We start from the raw sequence: 16385 nt of genomic DNA, 5'->3' as shown, positions 1-16385 counted from the left end.
CCCAGTGAGTGCTCAAGACCGCATTGCGGACCAAATAAGTTCAGAACCCGCTGGCCGCAATGGCCGAGGAAACGACGGTTGGGCCTACAATGCTGGTCGGCGGGACGTACCGGGACGCGTACAATCGGCCATGATCGGTCTTTCGCGGCGCCCAACTCCGGACATTGACGAAGCACGAATACCTTTATGCCAATCGCGGTTGGCGTCCCAAAGGTGTCTTCTTGCCGTGGCGGTTCAAGGTCGGTAGCTCCTTGATCGCCCTGCCGGATTTTTGTTCTGCTAGGCGTAGCTCATAGATGGCTTGCAAGTTCAGCCAGAATGCCGGACTGGTATGGAAAAAATGGCCGAGTCGTAGTGCTGTATCCCCGGTAATGGCACGCTGGCCATTGAGTATTCCTGTGATGCGGTTCGCAGGCACTTTAAGCCTGCGGCCAAGCTCTGCTGCGCTTAAGTCGAGCGCCTCGAGTTGCTCGGCAAGGTGTTCGCCGGGATGAATAGCGCTACGGCCCATGATGTACCTCCTTAATGATAATCTACGATTTCGACATTGCACGGGCCGCATTCGCCCTTCGGCCATTCAAAACATATTCGCCACTGATCGTTCATGCGGACGCTGTATTGACCCTTACGATCGCCTTTCAGTGGCTCGAGTCGGTTCCCTGGTAAATCAAGATCGAGAAGTGATGTTGCCGCATCGAGTTGATCGAGACGCTGTTCCGCTTTCCGTGCAAAACCGCTGAAAGCCTTGACTCGCTTCCCTTCCGCAAACGCCCGAGTCGGCTTGTCCCGATAACTCTGGATCATTCCGATACACTTTATAGAATGATACGCGATACGTCAAGCGTATCTATGATGGGAACTACGTGCAGCGGGGGGGGCTGGGCCTATCAACCGCGACAGTTTGACACCATTTTTTACCAGCCTTACCGTTCATCCAGCCGAGAGTGTCTGGTTTTGGGAAAATTGACCCTCGATAGAGAATGACCGTTCAGGGTCGGAAGTACGCGTTCGCCGCCTTGGAAAGCAGCGGTTCTGCATGAATTTCTGCAAACGACGGTGTGGCAGGTTCACTTTGTCAACCGTTCTTGCGCAGACATTTCTCCCATGGCCGTTTCATTAGGCCGGGTCAACTCGTTGTTGCATATAACACTTTCAGATAGGTGGTGGTGCTCGGGTTGAAGCGTGGCAACGTCATGAACCCACTCGGGGGTAGGCGCGTTATAGGAATTTAAGTCGGCAAAAATAACGAAATATAAGCTATTAGTTGTTTAATACGTCATAAAAGACGAATTGACATAAATAGAGATATAGTATATAACTCGCTATATATGTCGAGTTAAAATACATAAATCTATTTATTCGTCAAATATGACGCTATATGAAAATCTCCAAACTTCTCACCGACGATGCCATTCTTGCCGAAATCGGTGCGCGGGTGGCGCGCCGCCGGCTCGATCTTCAACTTACCCAGGGCGGGGTAGCGGAGCAGGCGGGGATCGCCAAGCGGACCGTCGAGCGGATCGAGGCCGGAGCCTCCGCGCAGGTCGCGAGCATCATCCGGATCCTGCGGGTGCTGGATCTCCTGCCGGGGCTGGATCGCGTCGTCCCCGAGGCCGGGCCGACACCGATGGACTTGCTCAAACGCAAGGGCAAGGTGCGCCAGCGTGCTTCCACTCACCGCCATGCGGATGCGTCCGATCCGCCGTGGCACTGGGATGATGACGCGTGAACAGCGTTGCCGAGGTCCGGCTGTGGGGGCGTACCATCGGCGCCGTTTCCCTGGGCGATGACGAGGAGGTCGCCGCGTTCGAGTACGACCCGGCGTTTGCGCGCAGCGGCATCGAGATTGCGCCGCTCACGATGCCGCTGTCCAACCGGGTTTATACCTTCCCCGAGTTGGCCCGCAAGACCTTCTACGGGTTGCCCGGATTGTTGGCGGATTCGCTCCCCGACAAGTTTGGCCATGTGTTGATCGATGCCTGGCTCGCCACTCAGGGCCGGCGGCCGGAATCCTTCGATGTGATCGAGCGCCTTTGTTATACCGGCGAGCGCGGGATGGGGGCCTTGGAATTTGCACCCGCGACCGGACCGAAGGCCCGGCAGGCCGGGCAGATCCACATCGACAAACTGGTCGAACTCGCATCGCAGGTGCTCACCCATCGCAATGACCTGCGGGCTTCTTTTGCCGATGAAGGCCGGGAACAGGCCTTGACCGATATCCTGCGGGTGGGCACATCGGCCGGTGGCGCGCGCGCGAAGGCGGTGATCGCCTGGAATCCGGTCACCAACGAGGTCCGTTCCGGCCAGATTCCGGCGCGTGAGGGCTTCGAATACTGGTTGCTGAAATTCGACGGTGTCGCGGCGAACCGCGACAAGGAACTCGAACACCCGCAAGGGTACGGTGTCATCGAATACGCCTATGCCCAGATGGCCCGGGACTGCGGTATCGATATCGAAGAGTGCCGGCTGTTCGAGGAAAACGGCCGGCGCCATTTCATGACGCGGCGTTTTGACCGGCTTGCCAGCGGTGAGAAACTCCACATGCAGTCGCTATGCGCCCTGGCGCATTATGATTTCAACATGGCGGGCGTCTATGCCTATGAACAGGCGTTGCTGGTGATCCGCCAGTTGGGCCTGCCTATGGGCGCGCTTGAGGAACAGTTCCGCCGCATGGCGTTCAACATCGTCGCTCGCAATCAGGACGACCACGTCAAAAACATCGCTTTTCTGATGGACAAATCCGGGAAATGGTCGCTGTCACCCGCCTTCGACATGACTTACAGCTTTAATCCGTCCGGCGCATGGACGGCGAGTCACCAGATGACCATGAACGGCAAACGTGACGATTTCACGATGGATGATTTCAAGTCCTGCGCGAAGGCCGCTTCGATGAAGCGCGGGCGCGCCCAAGCCATCGTCAACGAGGTTCTGGAAACGGTTTCGCATTGGAAGGACTACGCCGAAGCAGCGGAGGTTCCGGTTGCTACGCGCGAGCAGATTCACCAGACCCTGCAGTTACAGGGGCTCAGTTGAGCCTCAGAGTACCCTTGGGGTCTTGAAGCGCGCTTACCGTGCGTTGTCGTGTGCTTGCGGTGCGAGCCGGATCACCCGATGGTAGAGGCTGTAGCCGAGAGGTTCCGCGGAGTGGTAGCCGACGCGCCGAGCATATTCGGGGGGTGCGAGATGATAACGCACCTGGATCTCCAGCTCCGCCGGGCGCGGGGTGCGGTCCATGGAGAACCCGAATCGATAGGTGCGCGGTTTCCGATATGCCAGGCGCGTATCCCACAGATCGACGATGAATGGGCGCCACAACACGTGGCGTTCGAGGAGCTTGCGCTGGGTCCGCAGCACAACGCCGTGAGCGTCGAGCAGGCGCCAATCGACGCTCAGGTAGCGGTTTGGGACACCGGTCGGCACATCGTGGAGGGCGCCCACGTTCGTCAGCGTGATCGCGTACTCGTGGCGCCTGGCACCGCCGGTGACGGCCCGCACCTGAATTTCCAGCGCTTTGCGCACCTCCTGCGGATCGTGGCCGCCGCGCCAGAGGTGACGGCGCGCGGCGCGCGGCGGTCCCCACGGCACCAGGGGACGCGTTACCGCCGGCATGTGACACTCCACGCAGCCCAGCTCGGACACGTTGCGCACGATGTACTCGCCGCTGCGTCCGTGCCAGCGGCCTTCGGCGGAAGCGATCTCGGCGGCGGTGCCACACGGCGGGAAGCGGTAGAAGTTGTCCCAGCGCCCGCCCGGGACTACGTGGCAGCGCACACACAGCGCGTTGGCGTTGGCAAACTTTGCCACCGGGTGCGGGGCGCGGACCTGTTCCGGAGCGTAGGGACCGAGGATTTTCCCGTCGCGCAGGTGGCAGGCCGCACAGGTGACACCCTGTCCCTCCAATACCAGATCGAAGTGCGGATTAGGTGCCAGGATAGGATCCCACTTGTCACCGCCGTGAAAGCCCAGCACCCGTTGGGGCTGCTGGCGATCGAGCGGCGTGTGACAATTGCGGCAGATCTGCTCGCGGCCCTCGTAGCGCCAGTCGGCCCGAAAATAGGGGTCGGTCCAGGCTTGTGCGTGCATGGTGGTCTGCCATTCCCGGTAGTTGGCCGGATGGCAGGCGCCGCACTCCCGGGCGCTGAGCGCTCCGAGTACGGGCGGGGCCGCGTTGGTGGGGATCGGACGTTCGAAGCGTTTGCCGATGTCAAAGGTGTGCAGCGGCCGAAGCAAGCGCCAAGCGAGAAACGCGGCCAACGCCGCGAGCAGGACGCCGATAACCAAGGTGCGTGGGCGCAGGCGGGTCATATCGCGTTACCCGGTCAGCGCCGATTGCGGCCCTACCGGGACCCGGAAACCGGGGTCGCGTGTAGGGGAAAAACGACCGGAGAAAAAGACCCTTAACGATCTGATATTATGAGTGCCAGCCGGGCTGGTCTCGAATGTATGGTGGACCGTATCCGTGGGTGACGGAACATGAATCAGAGGGTTGGCGTTCTCTTCGTCTGCATGGGCAACATTTGCCGTTCGCCCACTGCCGAAGGGGTGTTCACTGCGCGGGTGGAAGCGGCAGGTCTCGCGGATGTCTTCATGATCGATTCCGCGGGCACGCATGCCTATCACGTGGGTCATGCGCCGGACCGCCGCGCCCAAGAGGTCGCGCTGCGGCGTGGCATCGACATTCGGTCCCAGCGCGCGCGGCGCATCACCGGCGAGGATTTCAGCCGGTTCGACTACGTCGTGGCCATGGATCGGGACAATCTCCTGGAGTTGGAGGCGATCTGCCCCGCCGAGTACCGGGAGCGCTTGCACCTGTTCCTCTCCTTTGCTCCGGAACTGGGGATCGACGAGGTTCCGGATCCCTATTACGGAGGCGCCGACGGCTTCGAACGCGTGTTCAGCATGGTGGAAGAGGCCGCCGCGGGATTCTTGCGGGACTTACGCCGCCGCCACGGGTTGAAGGCGGAGCGCTCCTCGGTTCCTTGACCCTCGGTCGTAAAGCAAACCCGTCAAGAGCTGTACCCGCATGATTCCTGGAGGCGGCTGACCGCCCCGGTGATCGGGTGGGACCCGCCTAGCGAAATCCGTCCGGCGCGCCTCACGCCCGTGGTGCCGAATGCAGTCCGCCGGTTCCGTGCGTTCCGCTGATCGACTCAACGGTCCGGTCCGGCGTCGACGGTCGCCACTTCAGTAAACACGGTTCAGGTTAAGCGATGCCGGGGCGGGCAGGGATGCGTTGCATCATTTTTTAGACCGATAACGGGGTCTGCAAAATGGCGCAAGATGCACGCGTTCATGCTGCCGGGTAGCGGCCAGGCAAAGGTCGGGGACGGCCCGGCCGGGCCGTCTTGGCCGGGAGCCGGCCAAGACGGGTGGGGATCCCGCCCAGGTGGGCGGGGAGTACCGGTCATTCCTTGGTTTCGGGTTCCACTACCCGGGTGGGCGGCGGGCCTTCCCCGCCCCGTTCCGGCGCGGGGGCCGGGGGGCTTTCACGTTGCGGGGCGACCTGAGCCGGCGGGCCACCTGAGCCTGAGGACTGGTCCCCGGAGCTACCGGAGGCTGGGGCGTGCGCGTCCGAGGTGGGGGCAGGAGGCCGCGCCGGGGCGTAGTCACTGCGTTCCGGCGCGGTGGTCATCGGGCCGTCCCGCTGCGGGGATACCGGGGCCGGCAGCACACTGGTGTCCGGGGACCGTTCCCCCGTGCCGCCGCGGCTTCCGGAGGCTGGGCCTGGGCCGTGCCCGTTCGAAGCGGGAGCGGCGGACCGTGCCAAGGTCTCGGGTGGCGTGCTCGGAACTGGCTGGCCCTCGGCAGCGGGCGTCGGTACCGCCGCCGGATCCGCCGCTGCGTCGCCTCGGGACTCCGGGTTTGGTCCGGATCCCTGGGGGTGGTTGGGCCCTGTGTTCTCCCGGCGGCGACGGCGTCCACCGCGGCGGCCGCGACGGCTGGGACGCGTCACAGACCCGTCCGCGCCTGCCGTAACGTCGGCCGGGGGAGACGTTCCTGGGCCAGCTGTGGGCTGGGGGGGCGTGCTCGCCGGTGGTTCCGGTGCCCGTTGCTGGGGTAGGGTGTCCCTATTTCGATCCGGTCCGGGACTGCGATCCGGCCCCGAACTGCGATCCATCCCGGGGCTGCGATCCGGCCCGGAAGCTGCGGGGCTGCGGGGTTGACCCCGGCCCCCGGAACCGGAGGCGGGGCGCCGTGGCCGGCGGCGCGCCTCTCCCCGGCCGCTGGGGCCCGGGCGGGGAGAGGAAGGACGCACGGGGGCCGCGCCGGAGCTGGCTGGAGCGGGGGACGCGGTGGCGCTGGGCGTGCCGGCTGCGCCGGTCCCGGCACCAGTCCCGGCACCAGTCCCGGCACCAGTCCCACTATTACGCCCGGGGCTGAACAGACTCGACCACAGGCGCTGCAGAAAGCCGCTGTCGCGCTGAGCGGGGACGGGGGCGGGGGCGGATGCCGCTACGCTCGATGGGGGTGCCGGCGCTCGGGGTGCTACCGCCGTTACCGCGGGTGCCTCTGGCAGTTCCCGGGGAGCGCCCGGGAACGACGGTGCCGCCGCCGATTCCGCTGCCGGTACCATCTCATAGCTCAGCCGCGGGCTGGACTCCGCCGCCACTTCGTCCGCCCGGGCGCGCTGGACTTCGAAGCGCGGAGTTTGCAGAGCGGGGTCTGGCACCACCACGATCACGACTGGGTGGCGATGTTCGATACTCGCGAGGGCGTCGCGCTTCTCGTTCAACAGGTAGGTCGCCACGCTCACCGGGACGGTGACTACCACCCGGCCGGTACGTTCCTTGATGCTTTCCTCTTCCAGCAGACGGAGGATGGACAGCGCCAGGGACTCCACGCCGCGGACCGTGCCCTGGCCGTTGCAGCGCGGGCATACCTCAAGGCTGGTTTCTCCAAGGGATGTGCGCAGCCGCTGGCGCGACATCTCCAGCAGGCCAAAGCGGGAAATCCGTCCCACCTGGACCCGAGCGCGGTCCATTTTCAGGGCCTCGCGCAGGCGATTCTCCACCTCGCGCTGGTTGCGCACCGGCGTCATGTCGATGAAGTCGATAACGATCAGTCCGCCCATATCCCGCAGCCGCAGTTGGCGGGCGATTTCGTCCGCCGCCTCCAGATTGGTCTGCAGGGCGGTTTCCTCGATGTCACTGCCTTTGGTGGCGCGCGCGGAGTTGATATCGATGGAAATCAGTGCTTCGGTGTGGTCGATGACCACCGCGCCGCCGGAGGGTAGCTGCACCATGCGCTGGAACGCGGACTCGATCTGGGATTCTATCTGGAAGCGGGTGAAGAGCGGGATCGGATCCTGATACTGTTTGAGCTTGCCCAGCGTTTGGGGCATCACCTGTTCCATGAAGTCCCGCGCCTGCTGGTAGACCTCCGGCTGGTCGATCAGCACCTCACCGATGTCGCTGGAGAGGTAGTCGCGCAGGGCGCGGATCATCAGGTTGCTTTCCTGGAACACCAGGAACGGCGCGACACGTTGGTCAGCGGCGTTCTGGATGACTCCCCACAGGTGCAGCAGGTAATCGAGGTCCCACTGGAGCTCTTCCGCGGCGCGCCCGACGCCCGCGGTGCGTACGATGAGGCCCATGTCCTCGGGGATGTTGAGGACGCTCACCGCGTCGCGCAACAACTGGCGGTCTTCGCCCTCGATGCGCCGCGACACACCCCCGGCGCGGGGATTGTTGGGCATCAGGACCAGATAACGGCCGGCGAGGCTGATAAAGGTGGTGAGTGCCGCGCCCTTGGTCCCGCGCTCTTCCTTGTCCACTTGGACCAGGAGTTCCTGGCCCTCGTGGAGCGCGTCGCGGATCTGGACACGGCCGCCGTTCTTGCCGGCGGCGGGATCAAAGTAGCTGCGCGCTACCTCTTTGAAGGGCAGGAAGCCATGGCGTTCGGAGCCGTAGTCGACGAACGCCGCCTCCAGGCTCGGTTCCACTCGGGTGATTTTGCCCTTGTAGATGTTGGATTTTTTCTGTTCCCGGGCGACCGCTTCGATATCCAGGTCGTACAGGCGTTGGCCGTCCACCATGGCCACGCGCAACTCCTCCGAATGAGTTGCGTTTACCAGCATTCGCCTCATAGCATTGATCTCTCAGGCGCTCGACCCTCGCCGTTCGGCACGGTCGCAGCGGCACGTGCGGTCCCACGGCACCACGCAACGCGGCGCGCAAGGCCTGCGAAGGCCGGTTGCGCGCCGCGTTGCGTGGGACGTGAGGTATCGATCCGCCGGACCTAGCCTCGGTCCGGGGAACGCGGTTGTCCAATCGGTAAAGCCTTGTTGCGAAAAACCAGATCCACATCACGATGCGTGTGCCCGGGCGCGGTCCGGCAACGGCCGAAGGCGATAGCCCCTCGACGTCCAGATTCCGCTGTCGTTCCATTCCGGTTCCTTGTTCACCCCGGCCCTGTGGCCCGCGGGCGGTGCGTCGTGTTTCGGCCCGGGAGTTGGACCGGGAGATGCGCTGATTGCGCCTCCCCGGGTCACCCCCACCGGTCCGGATACAGGAAATCGGCTCTGCGTTACCGCGATCCATTGCCGCCGGTCGTTAAGACCGGTGGCCGCGACCACGGTCGCCTGACTATATCAGTGTTCCCCAATCCCAGCAATTCACCCACCTAAACTGGTATGATCGCCGACCGATGGGTGCCGATTTACACAAGCCGCGGAATGCCCCCCGGATCGTGGTAGTGCTTGCCGACGATGCGGGACAACGCATCGATAATTTCTTGGCACGGCACATGAAAGGCGTGCCTCGCAGCCATGTCTACCAAGTATTGCGTACCGGGCAGGTGCGGGTGAACCGTGGACGGATCCGGGCGCACTACCGGGTGCGGACCGGGGATGAAGTACGGATACCGCCCTACACGCAAAGCGCGCCCACGGCGGCAGCCGGCCCAGAGCCGGAGCGCGTTGCGTGGCTTGCGCAACGGATCCTGCATCGGGGTCCGGACCTGCTGGTGATCGACAAGCCGTCCGGGATGCCGGTGCATGCCGGTTCCGGGGTACCCTACGGCATCATCGAGAGCCTGCGTGCCTTATACCCGGATGAACCCGCGCTGGAACTGGTCCATCGGCTGGACCGGGAGACTTCCGGTTGCCTCGTGGTGGCGCGTTCCCGCCAAGCGTTGCGGGCCCTGCATGATGCCCTGCGCGGAGGCCGCATGGAGAAGCGCTATCTGGCCCTGGTGGCGGGACAGTGGGACGGGGGCAAACGCGAGGTCTCCATGCCCCTGCGGCGCAATGTGCTGCAAGGGGGGGAGCGGATGGTACAGGTCGAGGCCGCTGGCAAGCCGGCGCTCAGCCGGTTCCGGCCGGTGGCGCGGTACGCGGACAGCACCCTGATGGAGGTGTCCATCGTTACCGGGCGTACCCACCAGATCCGGGTCCACGGCGCGCATATCGGTCATCCGCTGGCGGGAGACGAGAAGTACGGCGACCCGGCGTTTAACCGCCGGATGCGCGCCCTGGGGTTGCGGCGGATGTTTCTGCATGCCCAGTTCGTGAGTTTGGAGCCGGCACCCGGGGTCCGCGAGTTGAGCGTCAGCGCGCCGCTGGACCCGGAACTCAAGGCGCTGCTGGAAACCCTGGAAACGCGCCATGCCGACTAAGCGGTACCGACTGTTGGTGTTCGATTGGGACGGCACGCTGATGGATTCGGTCGGCCACATCGTGGCGAGCATGCACGCAGCCATGGCAGACCTCAACGTCCCGCGGTTGCCGGAAGCGCAGGTACAGGACGTCATCGGGCTCGGCCTGCGGGAGGCCCTGGATACCCTGTTTCCGGATCGCGACGGAGAGTTCAAGGACCGGTTCACGGCGCGCTACCGGGCGCATTTCGTCACCCCGGGACGGGTCCCGCCGTTGTTTCCGGATGCCGAACTGGTCCTGGAGGCACTGGACGCCGCCGGTTACCTGCTGGCGGTCGCTACGGGCAAGAGTCGCCAGGGCCTGCTGCGGGAGTTGCATGGCACGGGACTGGAACGGCGGTTTCACGCCAGCCGCTGCGCCGAGGAGACCTGCTCCAAGCCGGATCCCCGAATGCTGCTGGAGATCATGGCGGAACTCGGCGTGGATCCGGGCGCGACCCTGATGATCGGCGATACCGAGTACGATATGGCGATGGCGCGCAACGCAGGCGCCCACGGGCTCGGGATCACCCATGGTGTGCACAGTGCGGAGCGCCTGCTGCGTCACGGTCCGACGGGATGTATCGACGCCCTGAGCCAATTTCCAAAATGGCTAGCGCAGGCCGGATCAGTGGCGGATACCGGTGCGCGTTCAGGACCGGCCCAACGCGGAGGGTGAACACATGTCGGATGAAGAACAGCAATCCGGCGCGCAGCCGCCGTCATCCCCCGCCCCGGTGGCGTCTCCACCGTCCGCGGCCCCCGGCCAGGACTTGTTGCAGCGCCTCGCATTCGCCGCACTGATCGAACAGCGTCGTTCCCGCCGCTGGGGGATCTTTTTCAAATCGCTTTTGTTCCTGTACCTGTTCGTAGTGCTGGCAGTGGTGGTAACGCCTGCCCGCTGGCGCGCGGAGGGTCTGCCCGGCGGGCGCCATACTGCGCTGGTGGACCTCACGGGGATCATCGCTGCGGGCGCCCCCGCCAGTGCGGACAACGTGATCCGCGGTCTGCGGGCGGCGTTCGATGACAAGGACACCGCCGGGGTAATTCTGCGTATCAACAGCCCCGGCGGCAGCCCTGTTCAGGCGGGGGAGATCAATCATGCGATCCGCGACCTGCGCACGGCCCATCCGGATATTCCGATCTACGCGGTGATCACCGACATCTGCGCGTCCGGGGGCTACTACGTGGCAGTGGCCACCGACCAGATCTATGCCGATCAAGCCAGTATCGTGGGTTCCATCGGGGTCTTGATGGACGGCTTTGGTTTTGTGGAAACCCTGAAGAAACTCGGTGTGGAACGGCGCTTGATTACCTCCGGCGCGCACAAGGGATTCATGGATCCGTTTTCCCCGGAGAACCCGGTGGACGTGCAACATCTCCAGCAGATGCTGGATGACATTCACCGCCAGTTCATCCAGGCGGTGGAACAGGGGCGCGGGAGCCGACTCAAGCCGACCCCGGATTTGTTCAGCGGTCTGGTATGGACCGGAGACCAGAGCGTCAAGCTCGGGCTGGTGGACGGGATCGGCAGCGCGCGCTACGTGGCTCGCAGGATCATCGGCGCGCCGCGCATCGTGAACTACACGCGGCGGCAGAACCTGTTCGACCGTTTGAGCGACCGGGTGGGTACCACCATGGCGCACGCCGTGATGACCTGGTTGTCCGCGCCGCAACTGCGCTGACGGCCCCCTGGGGACGCGGATCGGGCAGCGGGCCTACAGAACCGCGACGCCTTCGTTTTCCAGCATGCGCACCAAGCGGATCAGGGGCAGCCCCATGAGCGCCGTGGGATCGTCCCCCTCCAGGCGTTCGAACAAGGTGATGCCGAGTCCCTCGGAGCGGAAGCTGCCGGCGCAGTTATAGGGTTCATCCCGTGCCACGTAGTGTTCGATCTGCTCGTGGGTCAGGCGGCGGAACACCACCTGGAACGGAACCACCTCCGCCCGCATGCGGTCGTGGACGGTGTTCAGCAAGGCCAAGCCGATGGCGAAGCGCATCGTGCGTCCGTTGGCGTGGAGAAGTTGGGTGCAGGCGTTGTCGTGAGTCCCCGGCTTGCCGAGGATCCTGCCGTCAAGGATCGCCACTTGATCGGAACCGATGATCAGCGCGCCGGGGCAGGCCGCGGCCGCGGCGCGCGCCTTGGCCTGCGCAAGACGCTTCACCAGGGCCTCTGGCGCCTCATCGGGGTGCGGTGTCTCATCCACGTCCGGCGCATAGGTGCGAAACGCGAGGCCCAGACGCGTGAGCAGTTCGCGACGGTAGGGTGATGTCGAAGCGAGGACCAAGTCCACCGGACCGGCCATGGGTGCGCTAGGCTCAGACATCATCGGATCTCAATCAGAGTCTCGTCGGGATTGACCTTGTCACCTTTGCTCACGTGGACCGCAGTTACGGTGCCTGCGAGGGGGGCCTGGATCTCGGTCTCCATCTTCATGGCCTCGGTGATCAGCAGCGGGTCCCCGGCGTGCACCGTGTCGCCCACTTTGACGCGCACCTCCACAATGGTGCCGGGCATCGAGGTGACCACGTCACCGGCAGTACTGGCGCGTGGCCGGCGGCTGCCCTGCACCGCGCCGCGGCCCGCGGACACGTTGCCCGGCGGCAGTGTTCCCAGGGTGTCGAGGGTCTCCACCAGGATCTCCTCGGGCATCCCGTCCACATAGACATAGAACGGCCGCTGATCGCGGGTTTTGTGGCCGCTCCCGGTCACTTTAATGTGGTAGCTCTCGCCATGGAGCGTGATGTTGAACTCCGTGGGGACCGGTGCGCTCTGCGCCGGTATCTCCCCTGCGGGCACCTCCAGCGATTCCGGTTCCAGGGTGCCCGCCGCGCGCCGCTCCAGGAACTCCCGGCCCAGATCTGGAAACATCGCGAAGGTCAGTACGTCCTCTTCGCTGTGGGCCAACCCCGCTACCGCCGCGCGCAGGGTGTCCATCTCCGGGGCCAGGGTGTCTGCCGGGCGCCCATCCACGATCTCCGCATTGCCGATCGCCTGCTGGCGCACCAAGGCATTGACGGGGCCCGGCGCGCGGCCGTAACGCCCTTGCAGGTAGAGCTTGACCTCGTTGGTGATGGTCTTATAGCGGGCGCCGGTCAGGACGTTGAGCAGTGCCTGGGTGCCGACGATCTGCGAGGTGGGGGTCACCAGGGGCGGATACCCCAGATCCTCACGCACCTTCGGGATTTCCGCCAGCACATCATCGAGGCGCGCCAACGCGTCTTGTTCACGCAACTGTTGATAGAGGTTACTGATCATGCCCCCGGGAACTTGGTTGACCTGAACGCGGGTATCCACGGTGTTGTAGTCGCTCTCGAAGCGGCGGTATTTCCTGCGCACCTTCAGAAAGTAGTCACCGATGGACTGCAACAGGGCAAGGTCGAGTCCGGTGTCGTATTCGGTGCCATGCAACGCCGCGACCAGACTCTCGGTGGCGGGGTGGCTCGGTCCGTCGGCAAATGCCGAGATCGCCGTGTCGATGTACTCGCAGCCGTTCTCCACCGCCTTGAGATGGCACATATAGGCGAGCCCGGCGCTGTTGTGACTATGCAGGTGGAGCGGAACCCCCACCGCTTGGCGCAGCTCCCGAAACAGGCCGGCAGCCACCATCGGGGTGAGCAGCCCCGCCATGTCCTTGACCACGACGCTGTCGCAACCCATGGCCTCCAGGCCGCGGGCCAGTTCCACGAACTGCGGGATCCCGTGCACTGGGCTGGTCGTGTAGCAGATGGTTCCCTGGGCGTGCTTGCCCGCGGCTTTAACCGCCCGTACCGGAACTTCGAGGTTGCGCAGATCGTTGAGGGCATCGAAGATGCGGAACACATCGATGCCGTTGTTTGCCGCGTGATCGACGAAGTAGCCCACCACGTCGTCCGGGTAGTGGCGGTATCCCAGCAGATTCTGGCCCCGGAGCAACATCTGCAAGCGCGTGTTGGGCAGCGCCTTGCGCAGCGTCCGCAGCCGTTCCCAGGGATCCTCCTTCAGGTAGCGCAAGCACGCGTCGAAGGTTGCTCCACCCCACACCTCCAATGACCAATATCCCACCTGATCGAGACGCGCGCACACCGGGACCATATCGGCGGTGCGCATACGGGTGGCAATCAGGGACTGGTGCGCGTCCCGTAATATCACGTCGGTGATTTTGACCCTGGGCATTGCCACCACCGTTGCGGGTTGAATGTTCGGGGCGTCCTGGGGCGCTGCCGGCCGGGATCAGAGACCCGCCTGGGCGGCTACTGCGGCGGCGATCGCCGCGGCCAGCTCGCGGCGCGGGCGCTGGGCGGTATAGTCGGTCAGTTCCGGATGTTGTTCCACAAAGCCGGTATCGAAGTGCCCGGCACGGAATTCGGGGTTCCCGAGGATCTGTAAATGGTAGGGGATCGTGGTCTTCACCCCGAACACGCCGATGTCACGCAACGCCCTACCGGCCCGCGCCAGCAGCCCTTCCCAATCCCGCGCCCAGACCGTGAGCTTCACACACATGGAGTCATAATAGGGCGGAATCTCGTACCCCGTATAGATGGCGCCGTCGGTGCGCACGCCAGGTCCGCCTGGGGCGAAGTACCGGGTGATGCGCCCGAAGCTCGGCAGGAAGTCGTTCTTGGGATCCTCGGCGTTGATCCTGAATTCCATGGCGTAACCGCTGTGCCGGATTTCCTCCTGGCGGAAGCCGAGCGGCAGCCCGGCCGCGATACGGATCTGCGCCTGCACGATGTCGAGCCCGGTGATTTCCTCGGTGACGGTGTGTTCCACCTGCAGACGGGTATTCATCTCCATGAAATAGCACGCGCCCGAGCCGTCCACCAGGAACTCGACGGTACCGGCGTTCTCGTATCCCGCCGCCCGCGCGACGCGCAACGCCAGCCCGCTCAGGTGCTCACGCTGGGCGTCGTCGAGCTGTGGGGAGGGCGCCACTTCCAGCAGCTTCTGATGGCGGCGCTGGATGGAGCAGTCCCGTTCATACAGATGCACCAGGTTCCCGTGCCGGTCCGCGAGGATCTGAACCTCGATGTGACGCGGGCGCTCGATGCACTTCTCCAGGAAGATATCGGCGTTCCCAAACGCCTTGCGTGCTTCGGAGAGCACCCGCTGGTACTGGCGCCGGAGTTCCTCCGGTGACGCGCAACGCCGAATGCCCCGGCCGCCTCCGCCGGTGGTCGCCTTGAGCATCACCGGATATCCGATGGACTGCGCCAGCACCAGCGCCTCCTCCAGGCTGGTCAGGTTGTCGTCGCTGCCGGGGATCACTGGGATCCCGGCCGCGCGCATGGTTCGGCGCGCCTCGGTCTTATCCCCCATGCGCCGGATGACCTCCGCAGATGGTCCGACGAAGCAGATCCCGCGGCGGGCGCAGGTCTCCGCAAACAGCGGGTTTTCGGACAGGAAGCCGTAACCGGGATGGATGGCGTCGCAACCGGTGGCACGGGCCAGATTCACGATCCGGTGCACGTTGAGGTAGCCGGCTACGGAATCGGGCCCGATGCCGTAGGCCTGGTCCGCTTTTTTGACATGGAGCCCATGGCGATCAGCGTCGGTATAGATGGCCACGGAGGTAATGCCCATCTCCGCGCAGGCGCGTACGACCCGTACCGCCACTTCGCCGCGGTTGGCGATGAGAAGTTTTTTGATCACGGGTGGCCCCCGTCTCCGGTTCCGGACCCGAGCGGGACCCGGAAATCGCGCGTGCTAACCCGCATTATTCATGAAGGCGGCGGACCGCTCCAGTGATGCGCTGGGGGGTCGTCCCGTGGGATCAATCCGGCGCCGCTCGGGTCCGCGGGACCGGGCTGGGAACCGCGCGATCCCCCTGGGATCCGTCGCGATCAGACCGGCTACGCGTCCCGCCGCTGGCGTCTTCATGGGTTTCTACGCAAAACGCTCCGGCCTGTCAAGCACAAGGGGCCCGGAAACAACAACCTAGTAGCCCGTTTCTAAAGGGATTTTACTTTGACAACTGAATACTTCAGGGTCTATATTGACGGGCTTGATGTTTAAGTCGCTTCCGCAACACTTCGAACCCCTGCGTCGGGTGGAGCAGGGGCAGGCCTATCGTGGACAGGTGGCGCTGTCGCGGATGGACCGTCTCGGGCGGACGCTGGCCAGCACCGAGGGTGCCGTCCAGGTGGAATTGTACTTGGATCGGGACGAGCAGCGGATCGCGTATCTGCACGGACGGATCGAGGCGCGGCTGAGCTTGGTTTGCCAGCGCTGCCTGGAGCCCATGGGTCTGGAAGTGGACCGCGAGATCCTGCTGGGGCTGGTGCGCAGTGATGAGGAGGCGGATCGGCTGCCGATGCAGTATGAACCACTGCTGGTGACCCCAGGGCCGATGGCGGTTTCCGAGATCATCGAGGATGAGTTGATCCTGGCGCTGCCGATCGTGGCACTGCACGGCGATGGGGAACCGTGTATGGCATACACCCCGGCGCGTGCCGAGGAGGAGCAGGATGCGACGGGGAGCACCGAGGACCCGTTCGCGATGCTCAAAGAACTGAAACGACGTGACTGAGCCCAAATCGGAGTAGACGACCATGGCGGTACAGAAATCCCGCAAGACCCCGTCCAAGCGCGGCATGCGCCGCGCTCACGACGCGCTCAAGCCGATGACCCTGTCCATTGAGCCGACCACCGGTGAGACACATATTCGCCACCATGTGAGCCCAAGCGGGTATTACCGCGGCCGCAAAGTGGTCTCCAGCAGCGACGAATAGGATCGGCCACGGAAACCCAGGTCTCCATGAAATCGCCTGAG

General features: G+C 64.4%; 15 protein-coding genes. 8 read left to right on the top strand and 7 right to left on the bottom strand.

Annotation, left to right across the window (positions count from 1 at the left end; translation table 11 throughout):
* Positions 1-184 precede the first annotated feature (184 nt).
* Both B7Z66_09725 and B7Z66_09720 read right to left on the bottom strand, forming a co-directional pair.
* A complete protein-coding gene (locus B7Z66_09725; protein OYV76222.1) occupies positions 185-511 on the bottom strand; it encodes an addiction module antidote protein, HigA family in 327 nt (108 codons plus the stop codon).
* An 11-nt stretch (positions 512-522) separates the two neighbouring features.
* The gene (locus tag B7Z66_09720) at positions 523-804 is read right to left on the bottom strand and encodes a plasmid maintenance system killer protein (protein OYV76221.1); all 282 of its coding nucleotides are present in this window, start codon (positions 802-804) and stop codon (positions 523-525) included.
* 574 nt (positions 805-1378) lie between these two features.
* Here B7Z66_09720 and B7Z66_09715 point away from each other — a divergent pair.
* Positions 1379-1729 (top strand): transcriptional regulator, encoded by a 351-nt coding sequence (locus tag B7Z66_09715; GenBank protein ID OYV76220.1) that lies wholly within the window; start codon positions 1379-1381, stop codon positions 1727-1729.
* Positions 1726-3033: a toxin HipA gene (locus tag B7Z66_09710; protein ID OYV76219.1), complete on the top strand. Its 1308-nt coding sequence runs from the start codon at positions 1726-1728 to the stop codon at positions 3031-3033. The genes B7Z66_09715 and B7Z66_09710 overlap by 4 nt, the downstream gene beginning before the upstream one ends.
* Before the next feature lie 33 nt (positions 3034-3066).
* Here the strand turns inward: B7Z66_09710 and B7Z66_09705 are convergent, their stop codons facing one another.
* Positions 3067-4305 carry a hypothetical protein gene (locus tag B7Z66_09705; protein OYV76218.1) on the bottom strand — a complete coding sequence of 413 codons (1239 nt, stop codon included), beginning with the start codon at positions 4303-4305 and terminating at the stop codon, positions 3067-3069.
* A 168-nt stretch (positions 4306-4473) separates the two neighbouring features.
* Here B7Z66_09705 and B7Z66_09700 point away from each other — a divergent pair, with 168 nt between their 5' ends.
* Positions 4474-4983 carry a phosphotyrosine protein phosphatase gene (locus tag B7Z66_09700; protein ID OYV76217.1) on the top strand — a complete coding sequence of 170 codons (510 nt, stop codon included), beginning with the start codon at positions 4474-4476 and terminating at the stop codon, positions 4981-4983.
* Between the two features lie 421 nt (positions 4984-5404).
* Here the strand turns inward: B7Z66_09700 and B7Z66_09695 are convergent, their stop codons facing one another.
* The gene (locus B7Z66_09695) at positions 5405-8086 is read right to left on the bottom strand and encodes a hypothetical protein (GenBank protein OYV76216.1); all 2682 of its coding nucleotides are present in this window, start codon (positions 8084-8086) and stop codon (positions 5405-5407) included.
* Positions 8087-8646: 560 nt separating this feature from the next.
* On the opposite strand from B7Z66_09695, the gene B7Z66_09690 reads away from it, so the two are divergent.
* The 3 genes from B7Z66_09690 to B7Z66_09680 are packed head-to-tail and all read left to right on the top strand — an operon-like array spanning position 8647 to position 11318.
* Complete coding sequence (locus tag B7Z66_09690) at positions 8647-9615, top strand: hypothetical protein (GenBank protein ID OYV76215.1); 969 nt, start codon at positions 8647-8649, stop codon at positions 9613-9615.
* Positions 9605-10312 carry a hypothetical protein gene (locus tag B7Z66_09685; GenBank protein ID OYV76214.1) on the top strand — a complete coding sequence of 236 codons (708 nt, stop codon included), beginning with the start codon at positions 9605-9607 and terminating at the stop codon, positions 10310-10312. The genes B7Z66_09690 and B7Z66_09685 overlap by 11 nt, the downstream gene beginning before the upstream one ends.
* A gap of 4 nt (positions 10313-10316) precedes the next feature.
* On the top strand, positions 10317-11318 hold the full coding sequence (locus B7Z66_09680) for a S49 family peptidase (GenBank protein OYV76242.1): 1002 nt from the start codon (positions 10317-10319) through the stop codon (positions 11316-11318).
* A gap of 33 nt (positions 11319-11351) precedes the next feature.
* Here the strand turns inward: B7Z66_09680 and B7Z66_09675 are convergent, their stop codons facing one another.
* From B7Z66_09675 to B7Z66_09665, 3 genes are read right to left on the bottom strand one after another with little or no spacing between them, the layout of a single operon-like run.
* Positions 11352-11939: a septum formation inhibitor Maf gene (locus B7Z66_09675; GenBank protein ID OYV76213.1), complete on the bottom strand. Its 588-nt coding sequence runs from the start codon at positions 11937-11939 to the stop codon at positions 11352-11354.
* Positions 11940-11959: 20 nt separating this feature from the next.
* Positions 11960-13789, bottom strand: a complete 1830-nt coding sequence (locus B7Z66_09670; GenBank protein OYV76212.1) for an oxaloacetate decarboxylase subunit alpha — start codon at positions 13787-13789, stop codon at positions 11960-11962.
* A 57-nt stretch (positions 13790-13846) separates the two neighbouring features.
* Entirely contained in the window at positions 13847-15265 is a 1419-nt protein-coding gene (locus tag B7Z66_09665) for a pyruvate carboxylase subunit A (protein OYV76211.1), read from the bottom strand.
* A gap of 355 nt (positions 15266-15620) precedes the next feature.
* Here B7Z66_09665 and B7Z66_09660 point away from each other — a divergent pair, with 355 nt between their 5' ends.
* The gene (locus tag B7Z66_09660; GenBank protein ID OYV76210.1) at positions 15621-16142 is read left to right on the top strand and encodes a hypothetical protein; all 522 of its coding nucleotides are present in this window, start codon (positions 15621-15623) and stop codon (positions 16140-16142) included.
* 22 nt (positions 16143-16164) lie between these two features.
* Positions 16165-16344 carry a 50S ribosomal protein L32 gene (locus B7Z66_09655; protein OYV76209.1) on the top strand — a complete coding sequence of 60 codons (180 nt, stop codon included), beginning with the start codon at positions 16165-16167 and terminating at the stop codon, positions 16342-16344.
* Positions 16345-16385: the final 41 nt, after the last annotated feature.

The sequence above is a fragment of the Chromatiales bacterium 21-64-14 genome, from assembly GCA_002255365.1.
Classification (GTDB): domain Bacteria; phylum Pseudomonadota; class Gammaproteobacteria; order 21-64-14; family 21-64-14; genus 21-64-14.
The sequence above is the reverse complement of the archived record's forward strand: the minus strand, read 5'-3'. Positions and strand labels throughout refer to the sequence as shown.

Bases quoted from the DNA above. Each gene is read 5' to 3' on its own strand.
- B7Z66_09690 (OYV76215.1), top strand. From the start codon at position 8,647: ATGGGTGCCGATTTACACAAGCCGCGGAATGCCCCCCGGATCGTGGTA.
- B7Z66_09685 (OYV76214.1), top strand. From the start codon at position 9,605: ATGCCGACTAAGCGGTACCGACTGTTGGTGTTCGATTGGGACGGCACG.
- B7Z66_09715 (OYV76220.1), top strand. From the start codon at position 1,379: ATGAAAATCTCCAAACTTCTCACCGACGATGCCATTCTTGCCGAAATC.
- B7Z66_09680 (OYV76242.1), top strand. From the start codon at position 10,317: ATGTCGGATGAAGAACAGCAATCCGGCGCGCAGCCGCCGTCATCCCCC.
- B7Z66_09660 (OYV76210.1), top strand. From the start codon at position 15,621: ATGTTTAAGTCGCTTCCGCAACACTTCGAACCCCTGCGTCGGGTGGAG.
- B7Z66_09725 (OYV76222.1), bottom strand. From the start codon at position 511: ATGGGCCGTAGCGCTATTCATCCCGGCGAACACCTTGCCGAGCAACTC.
- B7Z66_09700 (OYV76217.1), top strand. From the start codon at position 4,474: ATGAATCAGAGGGTTGGCGTTCTCTTCGTCTGCATGGGCAACATTTGC.
- B7Z66_09705 (OYV76218.1), bottom strand. From the start codon at position 4,305: ATGACCCGCCTGCGCCCACGCACCTTGGTTATCGGCGTCCTGCTCGCG.
- B7Z66_09675 (OYV76213.1), bottom strand. From the start codon at position 11,939: ATGGCCGGTCCGGTGGACTTGGTCCTCGCTTCGACATCACCCTACCGT.
- B7Z66_09670 (OYV76212.1), bottom strand. From the start codon at position 13,789: ATGCCCAGGGTCAAAATCACCGACGTGATATTACGGGACGCGCACCAG.
- B7Z66_09655 (OYV76209.1), top strand. From the start codon at position 16,165: ATGGCGGTACAGAAATCCCGCAAGACCCCGTCCAAGCGCGGCATGCGC.
- B7Z66_09695 (OYV76216.1), bottom strand. From the start codon at position 8,086: ATGAGGCGAATGCTGGTAAACGCAACTCATTCGGAGGAGTTGCGCGTG.
- B7Z66_09720 (OYV76221.1), bottom strand. From the start codon at position 804: ATGATCCAGAGTTATCGGGACAAGCCGACTCGGGCGTTTGCGGAAGGG.